Consider the following 26,478-nt stretch of genomic DNA (forward strand, 5'->3'; position numbering starts at 1 on the left):
GGTCGATGCGCGGGTCATGCGACGGTGACCCGCGGGAGAACGCCGACCGCATCATCGGGACTCGCCGGCAAACGGGTGCAGCGGAGTCATCCCGCGCGGTGAGATGAAGAGGCCTTCGGCCTCCGCTGTGACAGCCCCGTCGACCAGCATCGCCGCGCGGGCCAACGTCTTTCGGCCATCCCGTTCTGGAGTGAATGCTTCGATCCGCAGCGGCCCCAACGGGGTGGGCCGCAGATATCGGATGGTGAGCGTCCCGGTGTAGCTCGGTAGGCCGGTCATACTCGCCGCCTCACCGAGAACCTGGTCGAACAGCAGAGAAACCACACCACCGTGGACGTGACCGGGCGGACCCTCGTATGCGGCGCCGAGTTCCACGTCGGCGTGGGCGACCACTGGATCGGTGACACTGCCCCGGACCACCGTCAGCGGTGGCGCGATCGCGTTGCGGAGGCCGATCACCGCGTTGCCCCAGGCCATTCCGCGACCCTCGGCGGTGTGCCGGACACCGTAGGCCCCGGGGATCTGCTGTGCCCGCAAGGCTGCGGTGACCTCCGAGATCGTTTCCGTCGCCGAGTGCACGGTCGCGTCGTCGACCTCGGTCCGGATGACGGCGTCGAGGAGTTCGCGGAGGGCTGCGGTGAGCGGTTGGTACACCGCAACCCGGTGGTGGTACTCGTCGGCCGTCAGGTCTTCGTAGGTGAACTCCATGATGCTCCTGACTGGCTCGGGCGAGGTCCACGGCCCGAGACGGACATGGGCTACTTCTGGTTCTTGCGATGATTGGCGATCACAGTGCCGAACATGAAGTTCATCTTGGTGCCCAACGGCCAGCCCACGTAGTAGCAGAGGAACAACGCGATCTCCTCGAGTTGCTCGGGAGTCAGTTCCTCGTTGGTCAGGGCTGCCCCGGCCTGTATCTCGGCCACGTCGATCTGCCCACCGGCGGCGAGCGCACCCAGCAGGATCAGCCGACGATCACGGATGGACAACCCCTCGCGGGTCCACACTTCGGCGAACACCTGATCGCAGGTGTGCGCGAAGAAGTCGCCCGGTCCGTCGGACATCTCCCAGCCGTAGACCTTCGACATCATGTCGAGGCCCTTTCGCCGCCGGGCGTCGGCAGTCTCGTCTGGGCTCGACCCGTCTGTACCTGCCTCATGTGGGGCCGTCATCGTTGTTCTCCTTCCTGATGTGGCACACCGAGTTCCGCCGCGAAGTCGCGTAGCGCGATTTCGCCGAGGGGGAGGTCGACGTCGAGTTCGCGTCCCAGTTCCAGCGCCAGGGTCAGATCCTTTTCGCCGAGCCCGCGGACTGGGATCAGCACGTCGTGCCAGAAGTCGTCGGGTGCCACGTCGGCAGTGGTGTCGCGCAGCATGATCGCACCCGGCCCACCGGTGATCGCGTCGGTGTGCCGAACCACTTTGCCGAGCTTGGTGATGTCGATCCCGGCGGCCTCGGCGAGGCGAGATGCCTCCATCGCCGCGGTGAACGCCACGAAATGCATCAGGTTGCGCGCCAATTTCATCTTGGTGCCGGCGCCCACGTCGTTGCCGGCGTGGACGAGCATGTCCGACACCGCCGCGTAAGGCTCCTTCAACCGCAGGTATGCCTCCCGGTCACCCCCGACCATGATGGCCAGCCGCCGCTGCTCGGCACCCGCCGCGCCCCCGGAGATCGGTGCGTCCAGCAGGGTGACGCCCTTGTCGGCGCAGTGGGCGGCCAACTCGGTGGCCGTCTGCGGGCTGATGGTGGAGTGGACGGCGATGATCGTTCCGGGCGTGGCGGCCTCGAGGAGCCCGCCGGCACCGGACACGACCGTGCGTACCTGATCGTCGTTGAGCACGCAGATGCCGATGATGTCGGCACGGGTGGCGAGATCGACCAACGATGACGCCGCGGTGGCGCCCGCATCGACGAGCTTGGCGACTGCGTCGGCGGAGAGGTCGAACACCGTGAGCTCGTCCGACCAGGCGGTGAGGCTTGCGGCCATCGGACCCCCGATGTTGCCGAGTCCGACGTAGCCGAGCCGGATCTGTCCCGGGCCGGGGTCACTCATGAGCGGATGACCTGTCCACCGTCGACATTGAAGATCTGCCCGGTCACCCAACCGGCCTCGTCGGAGAGCAGGAACAAGCACATGCCGACCAGATCCTCCGGTGTCCCGAAACGCTTGAGCGGCAGACGGTTGACGATGTCGTCCACCATTTCCTTGGGAGTGGTGGAGCGGGTGGCCTCGGTGTCGATCGGGCCGGGCGCGATGGCGTTGACCCGGATGTTCTGTCCGCCCAGTTCGGTGGCCAGCTGCTGGGTGAGGCCGTTCACACCCACTTTGGCCAGGCCATAGAAACCGCTGTAGAGCCATGCGGCGGTGGAGGACTGGTTGACGATCGCGCCGCCGTCGGTCATATGCGGGTACACCGCCCGGGTGACGTTGAGGGCGCCGTCGAGGTTCACGCTCATGAACTTCTTGTAGTAGTCCCAGGGCACGGTGATCAGGAAGTCGAGCTTCATCCCGCCGTAGATCGCCGCGTTGTTGACCAGACCGTCGATCCGGCCATAGGCGTCGACGGCCGCCGCGGCGAGCGCCTGCGCGGACTGTTCGTCGGCGACGTCGGTACTGACGTAGAGACCGTTGATGTCGGCGGCCACCTGCTTACCTGCGTCGTCGTTGAGGTCGGCGACGACGACGTTGGCGCCCTCGGCGGCCAGAGCGCGGGCATAGACCTCACCGATGCCGCCGGCGGCCCCGGTCACGATGATGGTCTTGTCTCCGAAACGGTTGCGACTATCGGAAGTCATTGTGCTGCTTTCTGTTGTGGGTTGTGCGAGCGTCATCTGTTGGTCGGTGAGGAGCGAGCTTGCGAGCGTCACCTGCTGTTCCCTGAGGAGCGAGCTTGCGAGCGTCACGAAGGGTCACGCCGGGGTCGCCACGGCCTTGGACTCCAGATACTCCTCGAATCCGGCGACGCCCATCTCGCGACCGATGCCGGACTGCTTGTAGCCACCGAACGGGACGTCGGCGGAGTACCAGATGCCGCCGTTGATGCCCATGGTCCCGGTGCGGACTCCGTTGACGACCTTGTTGATCCGGTCCGGATCGGTACCCCAGACCGCCCCCGACAGGCCGTATGGTGAATCGTTGGCGATGCGAATCGCATCATCGTCGCCGTCGTGCGCAATGATCACCAGCACCGGCCCGAAGATCTCCTCCTGCGCGACCCGGGCGGAGTTGTCCAGGCCGGATATCAGGGTGGGCTCCACGAAGTAGCCCTTGTCCCTGTCGGCGGGACGGCCGCCGCCGATCTCGATGGTGCCGCCCTCGCTCCTGGCGAGCGCGATGTAGGACTCCACCCGGTCGCGTTGGACGGCCGAGATCAACGGTCCGCAGATGGTTCCCGCGTCGCTCGGATCGCCGGCGGGCAGTCCCGCCAGCGCGTTCTTCGTCGCGGTGATCGCCTCGTCGAGCTTCTCGCGCGGGACCACCAGCCGGGTGGTGATGGCGCATCCCTGACCGGCGTGGGTGACCACGTTGAACGCGGCCATCGAGCAGGCCGACGCGATGTCGGCGTCGTCGAGCACGATGAACGCCGACTTCCCGCCGAGTTCCAGGAACACCTTCTTCAATGTCTCGGCGGCACCGGCCATCACCTTCTTGCCGGTCGCGGTGGAACCGGTGAACGAGACCAGGTCGACGCGCGGATCGGTCGAGAGCTGCGCACCGAGCGCGTGATCGCTGGAGGTGACGACGTTGATGACGCCGGGCGGGAAGTCGGTTTCCTCGGCGATGACCTTGCCGACCAACGCCGCGCACCACGGGGTGTCCGGCGCGGGCTTGAGTACCACCGTGCAACCGGCCGCCAAGGCGGGGCCGATCTTCGCGAAGTTGATCTGGTGCGGGAAGTTCCACGGGGTGATGGCGCCGACCACCCCGACCGCCTCGTACCGGACTTCGCGGGTGTTCTTGAGGCCCATCGGTTTCGCCTCGCCGAGATCGGTGGTCCACTCGTAGGACTCGGCCAGGTCGGCGAAGTAGCCGAGATCGTTGACGGGGCCGGAGAATTGGGGTCCGGAGGTCAGGAAGGTCGGGCAACCGACCTCGGCGACGGCGAGTTCGCGGAACTCGTCGCCGTGGGCGAGCAGCGCATCGCGAAGCTGACGCAGACAGCGCGCGCGGAACCCGTGGTCGCGTGACCAGTCGGTGGTGTCGAAGGCGCGGCGCGCGGCCGCGATCGCCGCGTCCATGTCGTCGGCGGTGGCATCGGCCGCCTGGCCGAGTACTTCTTCGGTGGCCGGGTTGCGCACATCGAAAGTGCCGCCGGTGCCGGGAGCGAGTTTGCCGTCGATCAACAGGTCTGACGACGACACTGGGCGTAGAGGCATGGTCTGGAACTCCATCTGGACAGGTGTCTGGACTCGTGATCAAACCTAGTGTAGCGTGACTCACATGTCCAGTCCCGTGTCTCAGGAATCCACTCGCCGACGGCTGACGCAGCAACAGGCCGAGACGGTCACCCGGTTGACCGACGCGGCGGTCGAGGTGCTCAACATCGAGGGTTTCGACGGTCTCACTGTGCGCACCGTGGCGAAATTGGCGGGGGTCGCCCCGGCGACCGCGTACACGTATTTCTCGTCGAAGAGTCATCTGGTCGCCGAGGTGTTCTGGCGTCGCCTCAGTGCGGGTGTGCCCGAGCCGGATCTGTCGGTGCCACCGGCCGAGCGCGTCGCCCAGGTGCTGCGTGAGGTCTCGATGGTGGTGGCAGGTGAGGGGCAGCTCGGTGGCGCCGTGACCATGGCGCTGTTGGGCACCGACCCGGACGTCGAGCACCTGCGCCTGCGGATCGGCGGTTTTATTCGTCGCCGGCTCGCCGAGGCGCTCGAGGTGGACCCCGAGCACCCGGGTCCGCTGCTCGATGCACTCGAGATGATCTACGCCGGTGGCCTGGTGCACGCGGGGATGGGGCATATGTCCTACGAGCAGACATCCGAACGTCTGGTCGCAGCAGCACACCTACTGATGGAGAAGTGATGACCGATACCGCCACGGGGACGGGTATGGAGCATCTCGTCCCGTTCGATCCGTATGCCTATGACTTTCACGAGGATCCGTATCCGACGTACGCTCGGCTCCGGGACGAGGCGCCTGTCTACTACAACGCGGAGATGAACTTCTGGGCGCTGGCCAAACATTCCGATGTGCGCACGGGGTTTCGCGACAGTGTGAACCTGTCCAACGCGTGGGGCGTGTCGATGGACCCGTCGTCGTATGGGCCGGACGCACACAAGTCAATGTCGTTCTTGGCGATGGACGACCCGAAGCACATGCGCATCCGGAAGCTGGTGTCCAAGGGGTTCACGCCACGGCGCGTCAACGACCTCACAGATCGGATCACCGCACTGACACAGCAACATTGGGACAGATGTCTCGAGATGGGCGAGTTCGACTACGTCGAGGACTTCGCCGGCCTGCTCCCGATGGACGTCGTCTCCGAACTGCTGGGGGTCCCCGAGGCCGATCGCGCCTTCCTGCGGCAGCAGTCGGATCTGCTGCTGCATCGCGAAGAGGGTGTGCTCGACATCCCCGAGGCCGCCGTCTACGCCTATATCGAACTGCACAAGTACTACACCGAACTCATCGCCGAACGCCGGAACAATCTCGGCGAGGATCTGGTGTCGGCGTTGATCGCCGCCGAGATCGACGACGACGAGACCGGCGAGAAGACCAGCCTCACCGAGGACGAGATCGTCGGCTTCATGGTGCTGATGGTGGTCGCCGGCAACGAGACCACGACCAAACTGCTTGCCAACGCACTGTATTGGGCCTGGCGCAATCCGGCCGAACTCGCCAAGGTGATCGCCGACGAGGACATGGTGCCCGACTGGACCGAGGAGACCCTCAGATACGACAACTCGACGCAGATGGTGCTGCGCAAAGTCGCCGCCGACACCACTTTCGGTGACATCACCATCCCGGAGGGTGATCGGGTGCTGCTGCTCGTCGGTTCGGCCAACCGGGACGACGAGGTCTTCGACAACGCCGATCGGTACCAGATCGGCCGCGACTGCAGCCAAGCGCTGATGAGCTTCGGCATGGGGACCCACTTCTGTCTCGGCGCGCACCTCGCGCGACTCGAATCGAACATCGGTCTGTCCGAGGTGGTTCGCACCATCAAGTCGGTGGACATCGACATGGATCGTGCCGTCCGCGTCCACTCGGTGAATGTTCGTGGCTTCGCCCAACTACCCGTGAAAGTGCAGGTGCGCTGATGGCATTCATCCCTCATCCGGACAGACGACCGGTGCTGATCGCCGGTGCGTCCTCGGGTATCGGCGCAGCGACCGCCGAATATCTGGCCGACGCAGGCTATCCGGTCGCACTCGCAGCCCGGCGCGTGGACAAGTGCCACGAGATCGCCGAGAAGATCACCGCCAATGGTGGTGAGGCGGTGGCGGTCCCGCTCGACGTGACCGACGAACAATCCGTCGTCGACTGCGTGGCGAAGGCGCAGGCAGCCCTGGGGCCAATCGAGATCGCGGTCTCCGGTGCGGGTGACCTCGCGATCGGACTCTCCTACGAGACGTCGCCCGAGGAGTTCGCGTCGCAGGTGAACATCCACCTCGTCGGCGCACACCGCATCTACCGTGCGGTGGTCCCGGACATGATCGAACGCGGACGCGGTGACTTCGTGTTCATCGGTTCGGATGTGGCGCTGCATCCGCGACCCTGGTCGTCGGCCTACGTGGCGGCGAAGTCGGGTATCGACGGCCTGGTCGCGACCGTGCAGCTGGAACTCGAAGGAACCGGCGTGCGGGCCAGCATCATCCGGCCGGGCCAGACCATCACCGGCATGGGTATGAACCTGGATCAGAAATCCACCGACGCCATGCTCAACGACTGGATCAGACACGGCCTCGCTCGGCATGGGAACTTCCTTGCCCCCGAACACCTTGCGCAGGGGATCGGCGCCATCGTCGCGATGCCGCGCGGGGCGCACATGCGCGTGGTGGAGATCGAGGCCGAAGGAGCATTGACCAAGAAGGGAACCGACGCATGACCGCACTCACCAAACCCCAGCGCGTCTCCGGCGGGGACGGCGAACACGGCCACCTCGACGAACTCGCCTCCGACCCCATCGGACTGTTCTGGCGGGTCCGCGACGAGTGTGGCGATGTGGGCCAGTTCCAGCTCGCCGACCGGGAGGTGGTCCTCGTCTCCGGTGCACTTGCCAATGAGGAGTTCTTCCGCGCGCCGGAAGAAGATCTCGACCAGGCGGCCGCCTACCCGTTCATGACGCCGGTGTTCGGGGAGGGCGTCGTCTTCGACACCAGCCCCGAAGAGCGCTCCAAGGCCATCCACAACTCGGCGCTCAAGGGCCCGCACATGAAGCAGCACGCGGTGACCATCCCGAACGAGGTCGAACGCATCATCGCCGACTGGGGTGACGAAGGCGAGATCGACCTGCTCGAGTTCTTCGCCGAACTCACGCTGTACACGTCGTCGGCGTGCCTGATCGGCCGCAAGTTCCGCGAGCGGCTCAACGGACACATCGCGCACCTGTTCCACGACCTGGAGAAGGGCACCGACCCGATCGCCTACGTCGACTACAACGCCGACATCGAAAGCTTCCGCAAGCGCGACGAGGCCCGAGCCGAGTTGGTGGAGTTCATCCAGGGCGTGATGGACGAGCGGATCGCGAATCCGACTGAGAACAAAGAAGATCGCGACCTGATGGATGTTCTCGTCCAGGTCGGATTCGACGCCAACACCATCACCGGGATGTTCATCTCGATGATGTTCGCCGGCCACCACACCACCTCAGGAACCGCAGCGTGGACGCTGATCGAATTGTTGCGCAACCCCGACTACATGGGGCGCGTGTACGCCGAACTCGACGAGATCTACGGCGACACCCCCGACGGCGAACGGCCCGAATACACTTTTGCCCACACCCGGCAGATGCCGCAGTTGGAGAATGCGCTCAAGGAGGCCCTGCGGCTGCACCCACCGCTGATCATCCTGATGCGTGTGGTGCAGAACGACTTCCACATCGAGGACTTCGAGATCACGGCAGGTCAGTCGATCGCGGTGTCCCCGGCCATCTCCAACCGGCTACCCGAGGACTTCCCCGAGCCGGACACCTTCGATCCGGATCGCTATGACAAGCCCCGGCAGGAGGACCTGGTGAACCGGTGGACGTGGATTCCGTTCGGTGCCGGCCGCCATCGTTGCGTCGGGGCGCAGTTCGCGATCATGCAGCTCAAGGCGATCTTCTCGGTACTGTTCCAGAACTACGAGTTCGAGATGCTGCAGCCGTCGGAGACCTACCGCAATGATCATTCCAAGATGGTCGTTCAGCTGCAGCAGCCGTGCCGTGTGAAGTACCGGAGGCGGTGAGCGCCGATGCGTGTCGAAGTGGATCTGGATCTGTGCCAGGGGCACGGCATGTGCGAGATGGAGGCGCCTGAGGTCTTCCGAGCGCACTCCGACCACGTCGAGATCCTCGACAAGGAGCCAGACGAGAGCCGCCGAGCCGAGGTCGAGGCCGCGGTCATGTATTGCCCGACACAAGCCCTCAAGATTGTGGACGACGAGTGAGTGGAGAGACGCGACATGCCTTTTGATCGTGCCGAACTGGAAGAGATGAAACAGCGTTGGCTGGCCGCCAACGTCGAGGCGGAGAAGGCCGGCGACTGGAAACCGCTGGCGGAGTTCTACACCGAAGACGCCACCTACGGGTGGAATTACGGCCCCGACAAAGATTTCATGGCCGTCGGACGCGACGAGATCCGCGACATCGCACTCGGCCAGGAGATGGAGGGCCTCGAAGGTTGGGAGTATCCGTATCAGGCGTGGGTGATCGACGATCAGACCGGCGACATGATCGGTTTCTGGAAGCAGGTGTATCAGGGCACCCGCGAGGACGGCACCAACTACGCCCTCGAGGGTATTCAGGGCAGCTGGTTCAAGTACGCCGGTAACTTCCAGTTCTCCTGGCAGCGCGACTTCTTCGACTACGGGAACGTGTCGGCGCTGTTCATCGAGATGCTGAAGAACAACGCGATGAGTGACGGCATGCTCAAGCGGATCGAGAAGGCCACCGGCGATCAGCCGGGCTGGTATCCGTTCGGCAAGGCGCCCGTCGAGTTCTGGTGAGCACTGAGATGACTACCTTAGCCCCGGCCTACCAAGGTCTGAGTCAGTCGCAACTCGCCGTCTTGGTGCCCGAACTCCTGCTCTCCGGGCAGTTGATCGACCGCAGTGGTATGGCACACCTGATCAGCGCCTTCGGGCGAGAAGTGATGGGGCAGGTCGCCATCGAGGAGTGGATGGCCGCCAGCCCCGTCTACACCCAGCGTATGCGCACCGCTCTCGGCATCGACGGCGACGGCGTCGAGGACATGTTCAAATGTCTGCAACTCGACATCGGTGCGCCACCACAGTTCATGGACTTTCGCTATGAGGTGACCGACAAGTACCACGGTTCCTTCTTCCTGCAGCACTGCGGCGCGTTGATGGACGTGGAACCGATGGGCGACGACTACGTCACCACGATGTGCCACGACATCGAGGACCCGACTTTCGACGCCACTGCCATCGCCACGAACCGTCGGGCGCGCATCCGTCCGATCCACCGGCCGCCGCGACGGCCGGAAGGTCGTACACCGCATTGTGAGTGGACAGTGACGATCGAGGACGACCGCGACGAACTGCCGTTGCCGTCCGATGCGCAGGAGATGTTCGGCACCCGAGCCGGGACGGTGACGCTCACCCCCATCGACGCGTCGGCGACAGACGGACTGGTCGACTACCGGGGACCGCTGCTCGCCGACCTCCAGTTCCGGGAGTGGTCACACACCGCGCTCGCCCGGATCGCCGAGGAGATCGCACTGCAGCACCAGCTGTTGTCGCTCGGCTTCCTCTGGTCGGTTCGTCGGCACGCGACCGATGAGGCCCAGGTGCGCGAAATCTACCGCAAACAGCTGACCGGCATCGCGGGATTGTCGGCCGACCGTCTGCGGCGGGCGCTGACGCTGGGCGCCGACGCGTCGGCCCTGGCGACGGTGATCAACCTGCATCCGGTTCTCGGTCCGCTCGCCTACACCGGGGTGGCTGCCGAGGTGCGGGGGGACGACGTCATCGTTGTGGTGCCCACCGAGTCGGATGCGGCCGTCGACGGCGGCTGGATCGCGCTTCTCGATGCCGACCACGTCGAACCGCTGCAGGCGATCGCGACCGCGGTGGACGCATACTGGGCGGTGTCGTCGGCAACCGCTGCCGACGGAGTCACCGAGTTCGTGATGAGCAGAGGAGATGCCGCGCACCAGGAGTCAGGGGAGGTGGCGATCGCGCGATTCAGTTCGGGCGCCGACTTCGAGTTCACCGACCGTGGGCGATCGATTCCGATCACGCCGGTGGGTAGCGGTGTTTGATGACCCCGAGTCGGTGACCGCCCCCTGGCCGGGGGCGGGGGACCTGAGTCTCTCGGGTCGCGTTGCCGCGGTGGCCGGCGCGACCCGGGGGATCGGTCTGTCGGTGGCATACGCGCTCGCCGGACGAGGTGTGTCGGTGGTGATCAACGGTCGAGATCCGGTTGCCGTCGATGAGACCGTCACCGAGATCCGTGGCGGTGGTGGCTATGCGGTGGGCGTTGTCGGGTCGGCCGGTGACGACGGTGTGGCCCAGAAGATGGTCGATGCGGCGCTCTCGGAGTTCGGGGCGCTCGACATCGCCATCAACTGTGCCGGCATCGCCGAACCGCCGGGATCGACGATCCTGTCGATCAGCGCCGAGGAGTTCCGTGACCAGCTCGACGCACATCTGATGAGTGCATTTCATCTGATGCAGGCCGCCGGCCGGGTCTTCGCCGAACAGCAGACCGGGTCGATCGTCCTGACCGGGTCCGCGGCCTCGCTCGGGATGTTCGGGGGCAGTGGCTACCCGGCGGCCAAGGGCGGGGTCAACGCCCTTGCGCTGGCCGCTGGTGCCGACCTCGCCGACCGTGGCGTCCGGGTGAACGTGGTGATGCCCGGTGCGAAGTCGCGGTTGTCGAGCGGTGACGACTACGTGTCGCATATCGAGAGCCTGCATCGGCGAGGGATACTCGACGAGGTGACCCGGGACGCGGCGCTCGACCCTGCCCCGCCCGAGTACGTCGCCGCGCTCTACGTGTTCCTCGCCAGCGGCGCCGCACGACACGTCACCGGTCAAATATTCACCGCAGCAGGCGGTTTCATCGGGCGCTATGAGCCCCAGCAGGCGTCGTTCGTCGCCTACCGCGACCACAAGGACAGCGCCCCCTACACGCTGAGCGAACTCGCGGAGTTGCTGGGCACGAACTGATGTGAGGGGTGGGCGTCACGAAGGGCCGGCACCTGCAGCCGTTCGCCGCGCCGCGAGGTCGAGCCAGAACCGCGCCCCCGCACGCACGGCATCGGCCACCGGTGCCGGCTCCCAACCGAGTTCGCGCACCGCCTTGCGGTGATCCATCTGCGACATCTGGTGCATCAGCCGTACGGTCTGCACGCTGAGCTTGGGTGTGGCACCGGTCAGTCGGCTGCGCAAGGAGCCCACCGCACCGATCGCATACATCGTCGGTTTGTGCAACACCAGACGGGGTTCTCGACGACCGGCGATGCCGGCTGCGATGGACACGACCTCGTCGAGGTCGATCTGCGACTCGGCGATGATGTAGCGTTCGCCGACGCGGCCCTTGTCGGCGGCGAGACGGAGCGCGGCGGCGGCATCGTCGACACCCACCGATTCGGTGCGCATCCCGCGAACGGTGAAGGGCAGTTTGCCCAGCGCGGCGCCCGCGACGAACGACCCGTGCGGGGTGGGCAGGTAGTCGCCAGGGCCGTAGGTGTTGGCCACGCACAGCGCGACGACCGGCACCCGGCCGTCGCGTCCGTAACCCAGGGCGACGTCCTCGCCGGCGACCCGGGACCGGATGTAATCGTTCGCCTCGTGGTGCCAGTTGAACTCGTCGGTCTCGTCGACGATGGCGTCCGGACGGCGTCCGATCGTCGCGATGCTGCTGGTGAACACGAATTTTCGCAGGTCGGCACGGGCGGCGACGTCAAGCACCGAACGCACCCCGTCAACATTGGTTCGATCCAACACCGAGCCATCGGTGAGCCAGGCGCGCGCGTCTACCGCGCAGTGGTACACCACCTCGCAGCCCGACATCGCCGACGCCAGCGCGTCGCTGTCGAACAGGTCGCCGACCACCCGCTCCACATCGAGATCGTCGATGGCCCGGGTGTTGCTGGTCGCGCGCACCAGAACCCGCACGTGTTCGCCGGATTCGACCAACTGCCGCGTCACCCGGGAGCCGAGGAAACCGGTCGCCCCGATCACCAGTTTCACCCCGACGATCCGCTCGCATGATCGGCGACGGCTGCGGCACCCCGCGACAACATGGTCGCGAACATGCGATCACCACGCTCGGTGGGCTGCGCCGCGCCCGCGCCGAACACCACCAGCAGCAGCGTGTGCAGCAGGCCGTCGACGTAATCGTTCCAGCACTGCGCTGCCGAGTAGTCGGCGATCCCGCGTGTGCACAGTGCGTCGTGGTAGGCGCTCACGATGGCTCGTTCATGAGCGCGCCGGTCCGTGACCGACAGACTCGTAGAGACCAGAAATGCGATGTCACGCAAGGGGGGACCGGCGGCAATGGTCTGCCAGTCGACCACCGTGGCCGTTCCGTCCGGATCGAACAGGATGTTGTCGAGCCGCAGGTCGGAGTGGATGATCGTGTACGGCTGGTCGGATGCGACGAGCCAGTCGTGTGCGTGCGCCACGAGATGGTCGAGGGCTGCAGAGTCCGGCCCCGTCGGCGCGAACCGCTCGCGGAAGGTGTCCGCCATCGGGACGAGGAACTCCTGCATCATGTCCGCGTCCTCGGCGGTGGGCAAGTTCAGGCCGGCTTCGGTGAGCAGCGTTTCATCGCACCACCGGGGTGCGTGCAGGCCGGCGGCGGCAACGGCAACCGCGGTGACGGCCTGCGGATCGGCGCCGGCGATCTGATCACCCTGCTCCGCCGGGGCCATGTCCTCGAGGAGCAGCACGAACTCGCTTCCCGCATCGGAGATCACCGCCGCGTATGCGCGTGGAGTGGGGACGTCGACTGTCGGGGCGATGTCGGCGTAGAAGGCAACTTCGTTGCGGAATGCGCCCACTGCGAACGTGCGTTGGTCGAGTGGGCCGGTGGCGATCTTGGCGACCATGGTTGTCGGGAGCGTCGCGTCGTTGATCGCGTAGGTGAGCGACAACCGGAACGAACTGGCCATCTGACCGGAACCGACCGGAGATGCCGACACCGAAGCCACCGTCGCCACGTGACCGGCCGAACGCAGCACACCGGTGAGGAAGTCGGCGGTGACCGCGTCGACATCGGTGGGGATCAACCCCGGTTTCGAGGGCGATGGACTCACCCCGCTCCCGGTCATCGAGTGTCACCGATCGAGACGCGCGCGTAGGCCGCGGAGAGTCCGGGATTGACCGGGAGATCAGGCAGTTCCGGTCGGATGGACCGATACGCGGCGAGGACGTCGAGGAGTTCGGACGGGGCCGCCCCGTGCAGGATGACGGAGTCGACACCGAGGTCGAATTGGTGGGCAATAGTGGCGGCGCACTGTGCCGCGCTGCCGGTCGCCGAGTCGGCCACCCACGCTTGCGGTATGGCCGCATGGAGTTGCCGGATCTCGTCGTCGGTCGCGGTGGCGTCAATCGGACCGCGCGCGCCGACGAACGCGTCCGTCGCTCTCAGGTGTTCGAGATCTGCCGCGGCCCAGTCATTGGCCTTCATGAGGACATCGGGGTAGCCCTGCAGGTACGTGGCCAGTCGTCCGTAGAGGCGACGGAGTCGTTCGGCGTCACCGAGTCCGTCGGGGATGGTGGCCAGGACCGACCAGATGCGTACCGACGCCGGGTCCCGTCCGGCGCGTTCGGCGGCGGTGCGCACGATCTCTACGGCTCTACGCGTCGCCTCGTCGGAAAAGAAGGTGTGCAGCACCACGCCGTCGGCGATGCGACCGGCGAGTTCGAGTGTCCGGCGGGACATGGTGATCAGCATGACCGGTACCGGTGTCACCGAGACGCCGAGATTCAGCAGCGGAAAGCTCCCGATCGGGCCGTCGTGTCCGACGATCATCTCGCCGCGCCACAAGATGCGGAGAACTTCGGCGACATCGGCGAGTTGCGCCCCGGTGACCGGCGGCACATCGAGGATCTGCCACTGCGCGTCGATCCCGCGGCCGAGGCCCAGGGCGAACCGGTTGCCGCTGAGTTCGGCGAGAGTTGCCCCCATCGTCGCGGTGATGATCGGGTGACGGGTGTTGTGATTGGTTGCCGCGGTGGCGACCCCGATACGCGTGGTCGCAGCCGCGATGGCCCCGCAGAGGACGGCGGCGTCCTTGACGTTGAACCGTTCGGAGACGAATGCGGTCCCGAAACCGGCTCGATCCGCCAGGGCGGCCTCGTCTACCAGCTCACCCGGGTTGACGGGGTGCCGGGAGAGTGCGTAGTAGCCGATCTCCGGAAGCGGCTTGCGCGGGTCGGAGGGGTCGACGGGCATTCGCACGCTCACACGGCCGCCGAGGTGGTCACCACCCGGTAGTCCCTGGACCGCGCATCCCGCACCCACAACGTTCCGCCGGTCGAGGTCGGTCCGTCCTTCTTGAGCTCCCGCTTGAGGATCTTGTTCGTCGCAGTGGTGGGCAGGTCATCCTCGATACGGACGAACCGCGGCCACGCCTTGGGGGACAGGTCCGGTTGTGCGGCAAGCTGTTCGGCGAACGACTCGGGTGTCAACTTCGCGTCGTCCTGCAACACGACCGCCGCCATCACCGCGTCACCGACATGCTCGTCCGGGACCGCGTACACGGCCACCCGGTTGAGTTCGGGAATGCGCAGCAGATTGCGTTCGATCGGTCCGGCGGCCAGGTTCTCGCCATCGACCCGCATCCAGTCGCCGGTCCGCCCGGCGAGGTAGATCCAGTCGTCGGCGTCCTTGTAGGCGAGGTCGCCGGACCAGTACATCCCGTGACGGATTCGTTCGCTGGTGGCGTCGGCGTCGTTGTAGTAGCCCATGAACATGCCGGCGCCCTCGATGTTGACCAGCTCGCCGATGGCGTCCTCCGCGTTGGTCAGTGCGCCGTTCTCGTCGAACTCGGCACGCGGACACTCGGTGAGCGTGTCCGAGTTGTACACGGCCACATTGGGAAAACCCTTGCCGATGGAACCCTCCGGTGTGCCCGGTTCGCGGGTGATGATGATGGCGAGTTCGGTGGAGCCGAAGCCGTCCCACACCGTGCATGCGAAACGGCGGGAGAACTCGTTGATGTCGCGGTCGGTGGCCTCGTTGCCGAACGCCACGCGCAGAGGGTTGTCGGCGTCGTCGGACCGCTCCTCGGTGGCGAGGATGTAGGCCAGTGGTTTCCCGACGTAGTTCATGTAGGTGGCCCGGTATCGCCGGATGTCGTCGAGGAAGGTCGACGCGGAGAACTTCGCCGGTGCGATCGCCGCCCCGCCACACAGCGCCACGCAGTAGCCGCCCATCAGGGCCGCGGAGTGGAACAGTGGCATCGACAGGTAGCAGACATCCCCTGGTCCCACATCGTACTTGTCGGCCAGGACCGGTCCGGCGAACGGAATCATCATGTGCGCGAACTGAACCGGTTTGGGGTTACCACTGGTTCCGGAGGTGAAGATCAGCATGAACGTGTCCATTGCGGTCGGCTCGCTCAGCGGGACCAGCTCGCCGGCATCGGCCAGCAGCGTGGCCCACTCCGGCGACGATGTGTCGAGCACACGAACCCCGGACAGATTCAGACCGGCGAGCAGCGGGCGATGCTCGGCATCGGTGATGAGGATCTGGCAGTCGGCGCGGACGATGTCGGCCGCCAGACCTTCGCCGCGGCGGGTGTTGTTGAGACCGACGGTGACGTAGCCGCCGAGTGCTCCCGCGGCCAGCGCGATCAGCATGTCCGGTGTGTTGCCGAGTAGGACACCGACATGCGGCGGCCGTGACCGGTCGGTCAGCGTCAAGACCGCGGCTGCGGCACGTTCGGCAGCCGCGATGTACTCCCGCCACGACCATTGCATGTCGTTGTAGGTGATCGCCAGGTTGTCGTCGTCGGTGCGCTCGCGGAGGAGCTGCGTCACGGTCTCGGCCACGTCCTCACTGTAGAACGTGTTCTCATTCCTTGTGAACAGATTCCGAGAAATGTCTACTCGGACGTTCCGCGGAGCCGATCAGCGGATGAACCAGCCGGTGCCGGGGCTGATCGTGAAGGCCTGCTCGGCCCGTCCGATGATGGTGGTGGTGAACGATATCCGGCCGATGCCAGTGGATACGACCGCGCCCGACGAGGGCTTGCCGGCAGCGCAGACCGGGAAGGTGACGTCGTCGGTGCGGTTCGTGTTCACGTTGCGCCAGGTGATGGCCACCCGTGCGGTGGCCAGGCTGTCGGCACATGCCTCGGCGAACGGCCGCAGCGCCAACCGGGTGCGCTCACCGTCGGCTGCCACCGCGGTGAGATCGGCGGCAAAACCTCCCGAGATCCCGTTGTCGTCGACAGTGATGCCGACATTCGGGGCCTGGTCGACACGCAACGGGGTCGGTGCGGCATCGGCAACGCCCGCGCCGACGCTCAGGGTGAGCCCGGCGGCAGCTGCTGCGGCGATCAGGGTGGACTGGCGCGCGGTGGTACCGCGGGAGACGAGTCGGGACGCGATCACGGTCATTGCTTTCCCTTCGAGGTGGGCCCGCATGGTCGCCGGCGTTGCCTCCCAGGGTCGCCGACGCCCACGGCCGCCGGGGCGCGCCCGTGGTGATCTGTTATGCATCCGAGATGCGTGACGCCGACCACTGCGATGCGAGTGCTTGGATTGGTCCATGGTTGCCGACATGAACTGGACAGACCGCGAGCCGCCGACCGATCCGATGAGTGCCTTCGGTATCGGCAACGTGGCCATGGTCGAGGGCGGCCGGGTGGCCGCCGACCAGCAGCTCGGACCGCTGTTCGCCGATCACCGCGGCCGCATCGACCTGGCGGCCCTGGCGGTGCTGTTCGATCACCTGGGGGGCCTGCCGTTCTTCCGGTCCGGCCCCAACGGGTCCCCGTGCGTACAGGCGCGGCTGGCGATGTCGATGCAGGGGCGCGTCGGCGTGGATGACCGGGTCACCGGGACCGCCGAGCTGATGATGCACGACGACGGCTTCGGTTCGACCCGGGTCGATCTGGTCACCTCGACCGGACGGCTGTGCTGTACCGGAACCGCGCGCAACGTGGCGGTGGGGCGATCCTTCGACGCGCATCCCGCCGAGCCCCGCGGCGCCGAACCCACACCCAGCGGTGCCTACACCCATGGCGTCGAACTGCCGCCGGCCATCGAGCCGTCCCTGACCGGGCGGGAGATCGTCGAGCAGATCGCGAACGGGATACGCCCGGCCGGGCCGATCGCCGACCTTCTCAACGGTCGGGTCGAACTCGTCGACTACGACCGCGCCGCCGGTGTGCGTTTCCTGATCACCACCGAGCCCTGGATGGGCAACATCTTCGGCACCATGCATGGGGGAGTGATCGCTGCGATCGCGGCGCAGGCATGCTCGTTCGCCGGTCAGGCCAACGCCGCCGCCGGCGCGGACTACCAGCTCGGCGACCTCGCCATCGGGTTCCTCAGGTCGCCGGCAGTGCACGGCGGCGAGCTCGCCGTCGACGTGCGGCCGGTGAAGGCGGGTCGTCGGATCGCGTCCTTCGAGGCGATCATGCGGTCGGCCGACAGCACGGTGCTGAGCACCGCGGCCGCTGACGTCATCTATCGCTGAGTTCTGCGGGCCGGGTTTCGACGCCGGACGTGCGATGGCGGCGGTAAAAAACAATCAAGCATGATTGCTTTTTCTGACGGCATGTGTGACGCTGGTCGCATGTCGTTGGTGGACACTCTCGTCGCCGATCTGAGCGATGAATCCCGAGAACTCGATGACCTGGTGGCCGACCTTGACGATGCCACCTGGTCCCGGCCGACTCCGGCTCCCGGATGGACGATTGCACATCAGATCGCCCACCTGAGCTGGACCGACGGGATGGCGTTGCTCGCCGCTACCGACCCCGACGGGTTCGCGGTCGCGCTCACCGAGGCGGCGCCGAACGCGGAGCGTTACGTCGACGAGGCCGCCGAGCGTGGTGCGGCCGCAGCCCCCGCGCGAATCCTCCACGACTGGCGGACCGCGCGTAGCGCGCTCGCGGATGCCCTGCGCGCTGTGCCCGACGGTGTGAAGATCCCGTGGTTCGGACCGCCGATGTCGGCGGCGTCGATGGCCACCGCGCGACTGATGGAGACCTGGGCGCACGGGCTCGACGTCGCCGACGCGCTGGGGGTGGCGCGGACCCCCACCGACCGCATCAAGGGTGTCGTGCACATCGGGGTCCGTACCCGCGACTTCGCCTACACGGTCAACGGGCTGACCCCGCCGGAGGCTGCGTTCCGCTACGAGCTCACCGCGCCATCGGGGCAGTTGTGGACGTGGGGACCCGAGGACGCCCCCGACATCGTGCGGGGTCCGGCCGTCGATTTCTGCGGCGTGGTCACCCAGCGGCGTGCAGCGGCCGACTCGGATCTGACCGTCGACGGCGACGAGGCGCGCCGATGGGTTCGGATCGCCCAGGCCTTCGCCGGGCCGCCCGGAGCGGGCCGCGAACCCGCCGGCACCGCGACGAAGGACTGACGAGATGGCCTCCACCGCACCGCGCAGTATTCGCATCGGCAACGCGTCGGGCTTCTACGGCGACCGCTTCGCCGCTGTCCGCGAGATGCTCGACGGCGGCGAGCTGGACTACCTGACCGGCGACTACCTCGCCGAACTGACCATGCTCATCCTCGGCCGCGACCGGATGAAGGACCCGAAAGCCGGTTACGCCAAGACCTTTCTGCGTCAGATGGAAGACTGTCTCGGTTTGGCCGTCGACAAGGGCGTCCGGATCGTCGTCAACGCCGGCGGACTCAACCCGCACGGGTTGACCGTGGCGTTGCGCGAACTCGCCGACAGCGTGGGCATCGATGCGGGGATCGCGTTCGTCGACGGTGACGACCTCACCGAGCGTGCTGCCGAGCTCGGCCTCGGCACGCCGCTGACCGCCAACGCCTACCTGGGCGCGTTCGGCATCAAGATGGCTCTCGACGCCGGTGCCGACGTGGTGGTGACCGGCCGGGTCACCGACGCCTCGTTGACCGTGGGGCCGGCCGCCAGTGAATTCGGTTGGGAACCAGATGACCTGGATGCACTGGCCGGTGCGGTGGTGGCCGGCCATGTGATCGAGTGCGGTGCGCAGGCGACGGGCGGCAACTACTCGTTCTTCACCGAGTTGCCGCGGATGGGGCATCTCGGATTCCCCATCGCCGAGATCGCCGCGGACGGCTCGTCGGTGATCACCAAACACCCCGACACCGGCGGTGCGGTCACCGTCGGAACGGTCACCGCGCAACTGCTTTACGAGGTCACCGGACCGCGCTACCTGGGGCCCGACGTGACCACCCGACTCGACAGCATCACGCTGACGCAGGCCGGCGAGGATCGGGTGTCGATCAGCGGTGTGCGCGGCGAGGCGCCACCGGCGACCACGAAGGTGTCGCTCAACCATCTGGCCGGTGTGCGCAACGAAATCACCCTCATCCTGACCGGCCTCGACATCGAGGCCAAGGCCGAACTGTTCATGGCGCAGTTCGCCGATGCGCTGCCGACGCAGCCGGCCGAGATGGCGTGGGAACTGTCCCGGCTCGACCGGCCCGACGCCACCACCGAGGAGCAGGCGAGTGCGCTGTTGCGTTGTGTGGTCCGCGATCCCGATGCGAAGAAAGTCGGCCGGGCGTTCTCGGCGACCGCCGTGGAGTTGGCCCTGGCGAGCTATCCCGGCTTCACCATGACCGGTCCGCCGGGTAACGGCTCGCCGTACGGGGTGTTCGAACCCGGGTACGTCGACGCCGCCGAGGTGGAGCATCGGGTGGCCCTGCCCAATGGGGTGGTGGAGCGGATCGATCCGAGCTCGCTGCGCACCGAGGTGCCCGCCGACCCCGACGAGCCGTCGCCATCCGGTGCCCACGACTGGGGACCGACATCGTCGATACCGTTGGGCACGGTGGCGGGCGCGCGTAGCGGCGACAAGGGCGGCAGCGCGAACATCGGTGTGTGGGTGCGTGATCCGGCGCACTTCGAGTGGCTCGACCACACCCTCGACGTTGCGCTGCTCAAAGAGTTGCTGCCCGAGGTCGCCGACCTCGTCGTGCACCGGTACCGGCTGCCCAATCTCCATGCGGTCAACTTCGTGATCGAAGGGGTCCTCGGACGCGGCGTCGCCGAGAACGTGCGCTTCGATCCGCAGGCCAAGGGGATGGGGGAGTGGCTGCGGTCGCGTCCGGTACCGATCCCCGTCGCCTTCACCGCGGCACCAACTGACAGCGCATCCCCCGACAGCGAGGAGAACAGGTGACCATCACCAGTCCGGTCTGGGACAGCCCGGAGCGCGCCGAACTCCGTTCGACCGTCCGCGGATTCGTCGAACGGCACGTTCGGCCGCATCAGGACGACTGGGAGCGTGACGGGCTGTTGCCGCGTGACCTGCATCGTGAGGCCGCGAAGCTCGGCCTGTTCGGACTTGGCATCGACGAGGAGGTGGGAGGCTCCGGCGGTGACCTGGTCGATGCCTCGGTGCTGGGTGAGGAGTTCCACTACGCCGGGGCGGCGGCTGGCGTGTTCGCTTCGCTTTTCACACACGGCATCGCTCTGCCCCACTTGATCGCCGCCGGTGATCCCGACCAGATCGATCGCTGGGTGCGACCCACGTTGGCCGGGGAGAAGATCGGCAGCCTCGCCATCACCGAACCCGATGGCGGCAGCGACGTGGGCCATTTGCGGACCACCGCGGTGCGCGATGGCGACCACTTCGTGGTGAACGGCGCCAAGACCTACATCACCTCGGCGGTGCGCGCTGACTTCGTGACCACCGCCGTGCGGACCGGCGGGCCGGGGGCGTCCGGCGTGTCGCTGCTGGTGCTCGAGAAGGACACGCCGGGGTTCACCGTCACCCGCCGACTGGACAAGATGGGCTGGCGCAGCTCCGACACCGCGGAACTGGCCTTCGTCGATGCGCGGGTCCCGGTGTCGAATCTGGTGGGTCCGGAGAACTCCGGATTCGCGCAGATCGCCGCCGGGTTCGTCGCGGAGCGGGCGGGTCTTGCGGTGCAGGCCTACGCCAGCGCGCAACGGTGCCTGGACCTCACTCTGGACTGGGCCCGGGACCGGCAGACGTTCGGTAAACCACTCATCGCCCGGCAATCGGTGCAGGACACCGTCACCGAGATGGCGCGCCGCATCGACGTGGCCCGGACCTACACCCGGGCCGTGGTGGAGCGCAAGGTCGCCTCTGGCGACGATCTCATCGCCGAGGTCTGCTTCGCCAAGAACACCGCGGTGCAAACCGGTGAATGGGTGGCCAACAAGGCGGTGCAGTTGTTCGGGGGACTGGGTTACATGACCGGCACCGAGGTCGAACGGCAATACCGGGACATGCGCATCCTCGGCATCGGCGGCGGCACCACGGAGATCCTCACCGGCCTCGCCGCAAAACGATTGGGGTATCAGCAGTGACCACACTTCGATCCACCATTGATCCCGCTGCCGAGGACTTCCGCTCCGCCGAGCAGTCGATGAACCAGAAGCTGACCGAACTGCAGGCGGAGTTCGACAAGGCTCTCGCCGGCGGAGGTGGGAAGTACGTCGAGCGGCACCGCAAGCGCGGCAAGATGATTCCGCGTGAGCGGATCGAGCTGCTGATCGACGAGGATTCCGCTTTCCTCGAACTGTGCCCGCTGGCCGGATATGGTTCCGACTTCCAGGTCGGCGCCTCGGTCGTCACCGGCATCGGCGTCGTCGAAGGTGTCGAATGCATGATCGTCGCCAACGACCCCACCGTGCGTGGCGGCACGTCCAACCCGTGGACACTGCGCAAGATTCTGCGCTGCAACGACATCGCGCTGGCCAACCGACTGCCGGTGATCTCGCTGGTCGAATCCGGCGGGGCGGACCTGCCCACGCAGAAAGAGGTGTTCATCCCGGGTGGTCGGATGTTCCGAGACCTCACCCGGCTGTCCGCAGCGGGTATCCCCACCATCGCGCTGGTCTTCGGCAACTCGACCGCCGGTGGTGCATACGTTCCGGGGATGAGCGATCACGTGGTGATGATCGAGAATGCGTCCAAGGTGTTCCTCGGTGGTCCACCGCTGGTCAAGATGGCCACCGGTGAGGACAGCGACGACGAATCCCTCGGCGGCGCACAGATGCACGCGCGTCAGTCCGGGCTCGCCGACCATTACGCGGCCGACGAACAGGACGCGATCCGCATCGGCCGTCGCATTGTGTCCCGGTTGAACTGGCGCAAGCAGGGACCCGGACCGGTGGCCGAGGTCGTCGAGCCGCACCACGACCCGTCCGAACTACTCGGCATCGTGCCGGCGGACCTGAAGATCCCGTTCAACCCGCGCGACGTGATCGCCCGCATCGTCGACGACAGCGACTTCGACGAGTTCAAACCCGAATACGGTAGCTCGCTGTGCACGGGGTGGGCCCGCCTGCACGGGTACCCGATCGGCATCCTCGCCAACGCGCAGGGCGTGCTGTTCAGTCAAGAGGCGCAGAAGGCCACCCAGTTCATCCAGCACGCCAACCGCAGCAACACGCCGCTGTTGTTCCTGCACAACACCACCGGCTACATGGTCGGCAAGGAGTACGAGCAGGGCGGCATCATCAAACACGGTTCGATGATGATCAATGCCGTCTCCAACTCGACGGTGCCGCACATCTCGGTGCTGATGGGCGCCAGCTACGGTGCGGGGCATTACGGCATGTGCGGTCGCGCCTACGATCCGCGTTTCCTGTTCGCCTGGCCCAGTGCCAAATCCGCGGTGATGGGGGCAGCGCAGCTAGCGGGTGTGATCTCGATCGTGTCGCGGGCGGCGACCGAGGCGCGCGGCGGAACAGTCGACGAGGCTGCCGATGCCGGGATGCGGCAGATGATCGAAGCCCAGATCGAGGCGGAATCGGTGCCTGCGTTCTTGTCCGGGATGCTCTACGACGACGGGGTGATCGACCCGCGCGACACCCGGACGGTGCTGGGGTTGTGTCTGTCGGCGATCCACAGTGCCCCGGTGGAGGGCACATCCAACTTCGGCGTCTTCCGGATGTGAGGAAAACATGACAGATTCCGCACCACAGATCACGTCGGTCCTGGTGGCCAATCGTGGCGAGATCGCCTGCCGCGTGTTCACCACTGCACGGGCGATGGGGATGCGCACCGTCGCGGTGTTCTCCGACCCGGACGAACATGCGCCGCACACACGGCTGGCCGACGCGGCCGTTCGGCTACCGGGGACGACGTCGGCCCAGACGTATCTGCAGGGTGAGGCGATCATCGCCGCGGCCCGCTCAGCCGGCGCCGACGCTATCCACCCCGGATACGGCTTTCTCTCGGAGAACACCGAATTCGCGCAGAAGGTGATCGATGCCGGACTGACGTGGGTCGGCCCGTCGCCCGCCGCGATCTCGGCGATGGGTTCCAAGGTCAACGCCAAGAAGTTGATGGTCGACGCCGGGGTGCCCGTGCTCGGCGACCTCGACCCCGCCGCAGTGAGCGCCGACGATTTGCCGCTGTTGATCAAGGCGTCGGCCGGCGGCGGTGGTCGTGGCATGCGGATCGTGCGGACGCTCGACGAACTCGCGGATGCGGTCGCGGCCGCCGCGCGGGAAGCAGAGTCCGCGTTCGGTGACCCGACCGTGTTCTGCGAACCTTACATCGAGCGCGGTCACCACATCGAGGTCCAGATCCTGGCCGACACACATGGTGCCGTGTGGGCGGTCGGCGAGCGTGAGTGTTCCATCCAGCGCCGCCACCAGAAGGTGGTGGAGGAAGCCCCGGCACCGTTGGTGGAGCGGATCGGTGGTGACCTGCGCGCCCGACTGTTCGACGCCGCGCGGTCGGCGGCGTCGGCCATCGACTACACGGGTGCCGGTACGGTCGAGTTCCTCGCCGACGAGTCGGGCCGGTTCTTCTTTCTGGAGACCAACACCCGGCTACAGGTGGAGCATCCGGTGACCGAGCTGACCACCGGAACCGACCTGGTGGAGTGGCAGTTACGGGTTGCGATGGGGGAGCGTCTCGACGGTGCGGAACCGGTCGCGACCGGCCACGCGATCGAGGTGCGGCTGTATGCCGAGGATCCGGCCGCGGACTGGCAACCACAGTCGGACACCGTGCACGCCATCCGGATCGACGCGGACACCGAGTTCGGCCCGTTGAGCCGCCCGGGCATTCGGGTCGATGCGGGCATCGTCGACGGCAGTGAGGTCTCCACGTTCTACGACCCCATGCTCGCCAAGGTGATCGCTTGGGCACCGAATCGTCGGCGTGCGGCAGCGATGCTGGCGCGCGCACTGGCCGACGCCACCATTCACGGACCGATCACCAATCGGGACATGCTCGTCAACACCCTGCGCTCCGAGCAGTTCCTCGCCGGTGACACCGACACGGGATTCATCGACGAGATCGGACTCGACGTGTTGTCGGCGTTGCCGGCCTCCGAAGGCGACATCTGTGTCGCCGCGACCGTCGCGGCTCTGGCGGATTCGGCGGCGGCGCGCCGCGATGCCGTGGTGCAGCGTGGATTGCCCTCCGGCTGGCGCAATCTCGCGTCGGGGCCGCGGGTGCGACGGTTCACCGATGTGCGCAGTGGCGGCGAGATCGACGTGCGGTATCGACACGGGCGTACCGGCGTGACACTGCCAGACCTGCCCGACACGACGGTGATCGCGGTGGCTCCCGGGTCGGTGACGTTGGAGGTCGACGGGGTGCGCCGGGAGTGGACGGTGTCGGGCTACGACGATCTGCTCTTTGTCGACCGGCCCGGAATGTCGGTGACGTTGCGGCGGGTTCCTCGGTTCGTCGATCCGTCCGCGATCGCGCGGCCCGGTTCGCTGCTGGCGCCTATGCCGGGCGCGGTGATCCGGGTGGCCGTCGCGGAGGGTGATCGGGTGAGCGCGGGACAGCCGCTGTTGTGGCTGGAGGCGATGAAGATGGAACACACCATCGCGGCGCCCGCCGACGGGGTGGTCACCTCGCTGTCGGTGGAGCCGGGCAGGCAGCTGTCGGTGGGTGACGTGCTCGCGGTGATCACCGACGACGAGAACGACCGGACAGACGTAGCAGCAGAACAGAAGGAGAAGGTCGGATGACCGAGACGCTCAACGACACCGCGCCCAACCCGTTCGTGGAGACCCCGGAACGCGCTGCGTTGCGCGCGTCGGTGGCGGCGTTCGCCGCGAAGTACGGCCAAGAGTACTTCCGGGAGTGCGCGCGGGAAGGTCGTAAGACCGACGAGATGTGGCTGGAAGCAGGCAAACTCGGCTTCATCGGCGTCAATCTCCCCGAGGAGTACGGCGGTGGGGGCGCTGGCATGTACGAGCTGTCCATCGTGATGGAGGAGATCGCGGCTGCCGGTGCCGGACTGCTGATGCTGGTGGTGTCGCCGGCCATCTGCGGCAACATCATCGCCCGTTTCGGCACCGACGAGCAGAAGGACCGGTGGATTCCGGGACTGGCCGACGGCACCATCACCATGGCGTTCGGCATCACCGAACCCGATGCCGGGTCGAACTCGCATCAGATCACCACAACCGCTCGGCGCGACGGCGACGAGTGGTTGCTGACCGGACGCAAGGTCTACATCTCCGGTGTCGATCAGGCCGATGCGGTGCTGATCGTGGCGCGCACCGAGGACGCGAAGACCGGCAAGCTCAAGCCGGCGTTGTTCATCGTGCCGACCGATGCGCCGAACTTCGAGTACACGATGATCGACATGGAACTGCAGAACCCGGAGAAGCAGTTCCAGCTCTTCCTCGACGACGTACGGCTGCCGGCCGACGCGCTGGTCGGGTCGGAGGACGCTGCGTTGAGCCAGCTGTTCGCTGGGTTGAATCCGGAGCGCATCATGGCGGCAGCGTCAGCGGTGGGTATGGGTCGGTTCGCGCTGGACAAAGCCGTCGCGTACGTGAACGACCGCACCGTGTGGAAGACGCCCATCGGTGCGCACCAGGCGATCGCCCATCCGCTGGCGGAAGGCAAGGTGCAGATCGAGATGGCCAAGCTGATGATGCAGAAGGCCGCGACTTTGTACGACGCGGGTGACGACTGGGGGGCAGCCGAACCCGCCAACATGGCCAAGTATGCCGCGGCCGAGGCGTGCGTGAAGATCGTCGACCATGCCGTGCATTCGATGGGCGGTAACGGACTGACCACCGAGTACGGTCTGGCGCCGCTGTTGAGTCTCGCCCGGATCGCTCGCATCGCTCCGGTCAGTCGTGAGATGATCCTGAACTTCGTCGCGCAGACGAGCCTCGGGTTGCCGAAGTCGTACTGAGCGCGACGGCACGG

At 66.6% G+C, this 26,478-nt stretch carries 25 protein-coding genes; 15 read left to right on the forward strand and 10 right to left on the reverse strand.

The window, feature by feature from the left end:
- Window positions 1-51: 51 nt before the first annotated feature.
- The 5 genes from L1892_RS10425 to L1892_RS10445 all read right to left on the reverse strand — a co-directional run bounded on the left by L1892_RS10425 (window position 52) and on the right by L1892_RS10445 (window position 4,380).
- On the reverse strand, window positions 52-708 hold the full coding sequence (locus L1892_RS10425; RefSeq protein WP_235723519.1) for a PaaI family thioesterase: 657 nt from the start codon (window positions 706-708) through the stop codon (window positions 52-54).
- A 50-nt stretch (window positions 709-758) separates the two neighbouring features.
- The gene (locus L1892_RS10430) at window positions 759-1,091 is read right to left on the reverse strand and encodes a carboxymuconolactone decarboxylase family protein (protein ID WP_235723597.1); all 333 of its coding nucleotides are present in this window, start codon (window positions 1,089-1,091) and stop codon (window positions 759-761) included.
- 77 nt (window positions 1,092-1,168) lie between these two features.
- On the reverse strand, window positions 1,169-2,056 hold the full coding sequence (locus L1892_RS10435) for an NAD(P)-dependent oxidoreductase (protein ID WP_235723520.1): 888 nt from the start codon (window positions 2,054-2,056) through the stop codon (window positions 1,169-1,171).
- Complete coding sequence (locus L1892_RS10440) at window positions 2,053-2,799, reverse strand: SDR family oxidoreductase (protein ID WP_235723521.1); 747 nt, start codon at window positions 2,797-2,799, stop codon at window positions 2,053-2,055. Before L1892_RS10440 ends, L1892_RS10435 begins: the two co-directional genes overlap by 4 nt.
- Window positions 2,800-2,913: 114 nt before the next feature.
- The gene (locus L1892_RS10445) at window positions 2,914-4,380 is read right to left on the reverse strand and encodes an aldehyde dehydrogenase (protein WP_235723522.1); all 1,467 of its coding nucleotides are present in this window, start codon (window positions 4,378-4,380) and stop codon (window positions 2,914-2,916) included.
- A 64-nt stretch (window positions 4,381-4,444) separates the two neighbouring features.
- Between L1892_RS10445 and L1892_RS10450 the strand changes: the two genes are divergently transcribed.
- From L1892_RS10450 to L1892_RS10485, 8 genes are read left to right on the forward strand one after another with little or no spacing between them, the layout of a single operon-like run.
- Entirely contained in the window at window positions 4,445-5,026 is a 582-nt protein-coding gene (locus L1892_RS10450) for a TetR/AcrR family transcriptional regulator (protein ID WP_235723523.1), read from the forward strand.
- Window positions 5,026-6,264 (forward strand): cytochrome P450, encoded by a 1,239-nt coding sequence (locus L1892_RS10455; RefSeq protein ID WP_235723524.1) that lies wholly within the window; start codon window positions 5,026-5,028, stop codon window positions 6,262-6,264. Before L1892_RS10450 ends, L1892_RS10455 begins: the two co-directional genes overlap by 1 nt.
- Window positions 6,264-7,052: an SDR family oxidoreductase gene (locus L1892_RS10460; protein WP_235723525.1), complete on the forward strand. Its 789-nt coding sequence runs from the start codon at window positions 6,264-6,266 to the stop codon at window positions 7,050-7,052. The genes L1892_RS10455 and L1892_RS10460 overlap by 1 nt, the downstream gene beginning before the upstream one ends.
- Entirely contained in the window at window positions 7,049-8,392 is a 1,344-nt protein-coding gene (locus L1892_RS10465; RefSeq protein ID WP_235723526.1) for a cytochrome P450, read from the forward strand. The genes L1892_RS10460 and L1892_RS10465 overlap by 4 nt, the downstream gene beginning before the upstream one ends.
- A gap of 6 nt (window positions 8,393-8,398) precedes the next feature.
- Window positions 8,399-8,593 carry a ferredoxin gene (locus L1892_RS10470; protein WP_235723527.1) on the forward strand — a complete coding sequence of 65 codons (195 nt, stop codon included), beginning with the start codon at window positions 8,399-8,401 and terminating at the stop codon, window positions 8,591-8,593.
- A gap of 15 nt (window positions 8,594-8,608) precedes the next feature.
- Entirely contained in the window at window positions 8,609-9,151 is a 543-nt protein-coding gene (locus L1892_RS10475; protein WP_235723528.1) for a Cif family virulence factor, read from the forward strand.
- A gap of 8 nt (window positions 9,152-9,159) precedes the next feature.
- Window positions 9,160-10,428 (forward strand): hypothetical protein, encoded by a 1,269-nt coding sequence (locus tag L1892_RS10480; RefSeq protein WP_235723529.1) that lies wholly within the window; start codon window positions 9,160-9,162, stop codon window positions 10,426-10,428.
- Window positions 10,429-10,441: 13 nt separating this feature from the next.
- Window positions 10,442-11,338, forward strand: a complete 897-nt coding sequence (locus L1892_RS10485; RefSeq protein ID WP_235723598.1) for an SDR family NAD(P)-dependent oxidoreductase — start codon at window positions 10,442-10,444, stop codon at window positions 11,336-11,338.
- Between the two features lie 15 nt (window positions 11,339-11,353).
- Here L1892_RS10485 and L1892_RS10490 read toward each other — a convergent pair whose 3' ends face one another.
- From L1892_RS10490 to L1892_RS10510, 5 genes are all read right to left on the reverse strand, one after another.
- The gene (locus L1892_RS10490; RefSeq protein ID WP_235723530.1) at window positions 11,354-12,364 is read right to left on the reverse strand and encodes an NAD-dependent epimerase/dehydratase family protein; all 1,011 of its coding nucleotides are present in this window, start codon (window positions 12,362-12,364) and stop codon (window positions 11,354-11,356) included.
- Window positions 12,361-13,446, reverse strand: coding sequence for a phosphotransferase (locus tag L1892_RS10495; RefSeq protein WP_235723531.1), 1,086 nt, complete (start codon window positions 13,444-13,446; stop codon window positions 12,361-12,363). Before L1892_RS10495 ends, L1892_RS10490 begins: the two co-directional genes overlap by 4 nt.
- Window positions 13,443-14,573: a TIGR03857 family LLM class F420-dependent oxidoreductase gene (locus L1892_RS10500; protein WP_235723532.1), complete on the reverse strand. Its 1,131-nt coding sequence runs from the start codon at window positions 14,571-14,573 to the stop codon at window positions 13,443-13,445. The genes L1892_RS10495 and L1892_RS10500 overlap by 4 nt, the downstream gene beginning before the upstream one ends.
- 8 nt (window positions 14,574-14,581) lie before the next feature.
- Complete coding sequence (gene fadD1, locus L1892_RS10505) at window positions 14,582-16,174, reverse strand: fatty-acid--CoA ligase FadD1 (protein WP_235723533.1); 1,593 nt, start codon at window positions 16,172-16,174, stop codon at window positions 14,582-14,584.
- Window positions 16,175-16,252: 78 nt separating this feature from the next.
- Complete coding sequence (locus L1892_RS10510; RefSeq protein WP_235723534.1) at window positions 16,253-16,744, reverse strand: hypothetical protein; 492 nt, start codon at window positions 16,742-16,744, stop codon at window positions 16,253-16,255.
- Window positions 16,745-16,907: 163 nt separating this feature from the next.
- Between L1892_RS10510 and L1892_RS10515 the strand changes: the two genes are divergently transcribed.
- The 7 genes from L1892_RS10515 (at window position 16,908) to L1892_RS10545 (ending at window position 26,464) form a co-directional block, all read left to right on the forward strand.
- Entirely contained in the window at window positions 16,908-17,828 is a 921-nt protein-coding gene (locus L1892_RS10515) for a hotdog domain-containing protein (RefSeq protein ID WP_235723535.1), read from the forward strand.
- Window positions 17,829-17,927: 99 nt separating this feature from the next.
- Window positions 17,928-18,728, forward strand: coding sequence for a TIGR03084 family metal-binding protein (locus tag L1892_RS10520; RefSeq protein ID WP_235723536.1), 801 nt, complete (start codon window positions 17,928-17,930; stop codon window positions 18,726-18,728).
- Between the two features lie 4 nt (window positions 18,729-18,732).
- Window positions 18,733-20,487 (forward strand): acyclic terpene utilization AtuA family protein, encoded by a 1,755-nt coding sequence (locus L1892_RS10525; RefSeq protein ID WP_235723537.1) that lies wholly within the window; start codon window positions 18,733-18,735, stop codon window positions 20,485-20,487.
- Window positions 20,484-21,644, forward strand: a complete 1,161-nt coding sequence (locus L1892_RS10530; protein ID WP_235723538.1) for an acyl-CoA dehydrogenase family protein — start codon at window positions 20,484-20,486, stop codon at window positions 21,642-21,644. The genes L1892_RS10525 and L1892_RS10530 overlap by 4 nt, the downstream gene beginning before the upstream one ends.
- Entirely contained in the window at window positions 21,641-23,239 is a 1,599-nt protein-coding gene (locus L1892_RS10535) for an acyl-CoA carboxylase subunit beta (RefSeq protein WP_235723539.1), read from the forward strand. The genes L1892_RS10530 and L1892_RS10535 overlap by 4 nt, the downstream gene beginning before the upstream one ends.
- Window positions 23,240-23,246: 7 nt before the next feature.
- Window positions 23,247-25,280, forward strand: a complete 2,034-nt coding sequence (locus tag L1892_RS10540) for an acetyl/propionyl/methylcrotonyl-CoA carboxylase subunit alpha (RefSeq protein WP_235723540.1) — start codon at window positions 23,247-23,249, stop codon at window positions 25,278-25,280.
- Window positions 25,277-26,464, forward strand: coding sequence for an acyl-CoA dehydrogenase family protein (locus L1892_RS10545; RefSeq protein ID WP_235723541.1), 1,188 nt, complete (start codon window positions 25,277-25,279; stop codon window positions 26,462-26,464). Before L1892_RS10540 ends, L1892_RS10545 begins: the two co-directional genes overlap by 4 nt.
- Window positions 26,465-26,478: the final 14 nt, after the last annotated feature.

It is taken from the genome of Gordonia tangerina (assembly GCF_021556435.1).
In the GTDB taxonomy this organism is placed as follows: Bacteria; Actinomycetota; Actinomycetes; order Mycobacteriales; family Mycobacteriaceae; genus Gordonia; species Gordonia tangerina.

Bases quoted from the DNA above. Each gene is read 5' to 3' on its own strand.
- L1892_RS10425 (WP_235723519.1), bottom strand. From the start codon at position 708: ATGGAGTTCACCTACGAAGACCTGACGGCCGACGAGTACCACCACCGG.
- L1892_RS10430 (WP_235723597.1), bottom strand. From the start codon at position 1,091: ATGATGTCGAAGGTCTACGGCTGGGAGATGTCCGACGGACCGGGCGAC.
- L1892_RS10435 (WP_235723520.1), bottom strand. From the start codon at position 2,056: ATGAGTGACCCCGGCCCGGGACAGATCCGGCTCGGCTACGTCGGACTC.
- L1892_RS10440 (WP_235723521.1), bottom strand. From the start codon at position 2,799: ATGACTTCCGATAGTCGCAACCGTTTCGGAGACAAGACCATCATCGTG.
- L1892_RS10445 (WP_235723522.1), bottom strand. From the start codon at position 4,380: ATGCCTCTACGCCCAGTGTCGTCGTCAGACCTGTTGATCGACGGCAAA.
- L1892_RS10450 (WP_235723523.1), top strand. From the start codon at position 4,445: ATGTCCAGTCCCGTGTCTCAGGAATCCACTCGCCGACGGCTGACGCAG.
- L1892_RS10455 (WP_235723524.1), top strand. From the start codon at position 5,026: ATGACCGATACCGCCACGGGGACGGGTATGGAGCATCTCGTCCCGTTC.
- L1892_RS10460 (WP_235723525.1), top strand. From the start codon at position 6,264: ATGGCATTCATCCCTCATCCGGACAGACGACCGGTGCTGATCGCCGGT.
- L1892_RS10465 (WP_235723526.1), top strand. From the start codon at position 7,049: ATGACCGCACTCACCAAACCCCAGCGCGTCTCCGGCGGGGACGGCGAA.
- L1892_RS10470 (WP_235723527.1), top strand. From the start codon at position 8,399: ATGCGTGTCGAAGTGGATCTGGATCTGTGCCAGGGGCACGGCATGTGC.
- L1892_RS10475 (WP_235723528.1), top strand. From the start codon at position 8,609: ATGCCTTTTGATCGTGCCGAACTGGAAGAGATGAAACAGCGTTGGCTG.
- L1892_RS10480 (WP_235723529.1), top strand. From the start codon at position 9,160: ATGACTACCTTAGCCCCGGCCTACCAAGGTCTGAGTCAGTCGCAACTC.
- L1892_RS10495 (WP_235723531.1), bottom strand. From the start codon at position 13,446: ATGACCGGGAGCGGGGTGAGTCCATCGCCCTCGAAACCGGGGTTGATC.
- L1892_RS10500 (WP_235723532.1), bottom strand. From the start codon at position 14,573: ATGCCCGTCGACCCCTCCGACCCGCGCAAGCCGCTTCCGGAGATCGGC.
- L1892_RS10510 (WP_235723534.1), bottom strand. From the start codon at position 16,744: ATGACCGTGATCGCGTCCCGACTCGTCTCCCGCGGTACCACCGCGCGC.
- L1892_RS10515 (WP_235723535.1), top strand. From the start codon at position 16,908: ATGAACTGGACAGACCGCGAGCCGCCGACCGATCCGATGAGTGCCTTC.
- L1892_RS10520 (WP_235723536.1), top strand. From the start codon at position 17,928: ATGTCGTTGGTGGACACTCTCGTCGCCGATCTGAGCGATGAATCCCGA.
- L1892_RS10525 (WP_235723537.1), top strand. From the start codon at position 18,733: ATGGCCTCCACCGCACCGCGCAGTATTCGCATCGGCAACGCGTCGGGC.
- L1892_RS10540 (WP_235723540.1), top strand. From the start codon at position 23,247: ATGACAGATTCCGCACCACAGATCACGTCGGTCCTGGTGGCCAATCGT.
- L1892_RS10545 (WP_235723541.1), top strand. From the start codon at position 25,277: ATGACCGAGACGCTCAACGACACCGCGCCCAACCCGTTCGTGGAGACC.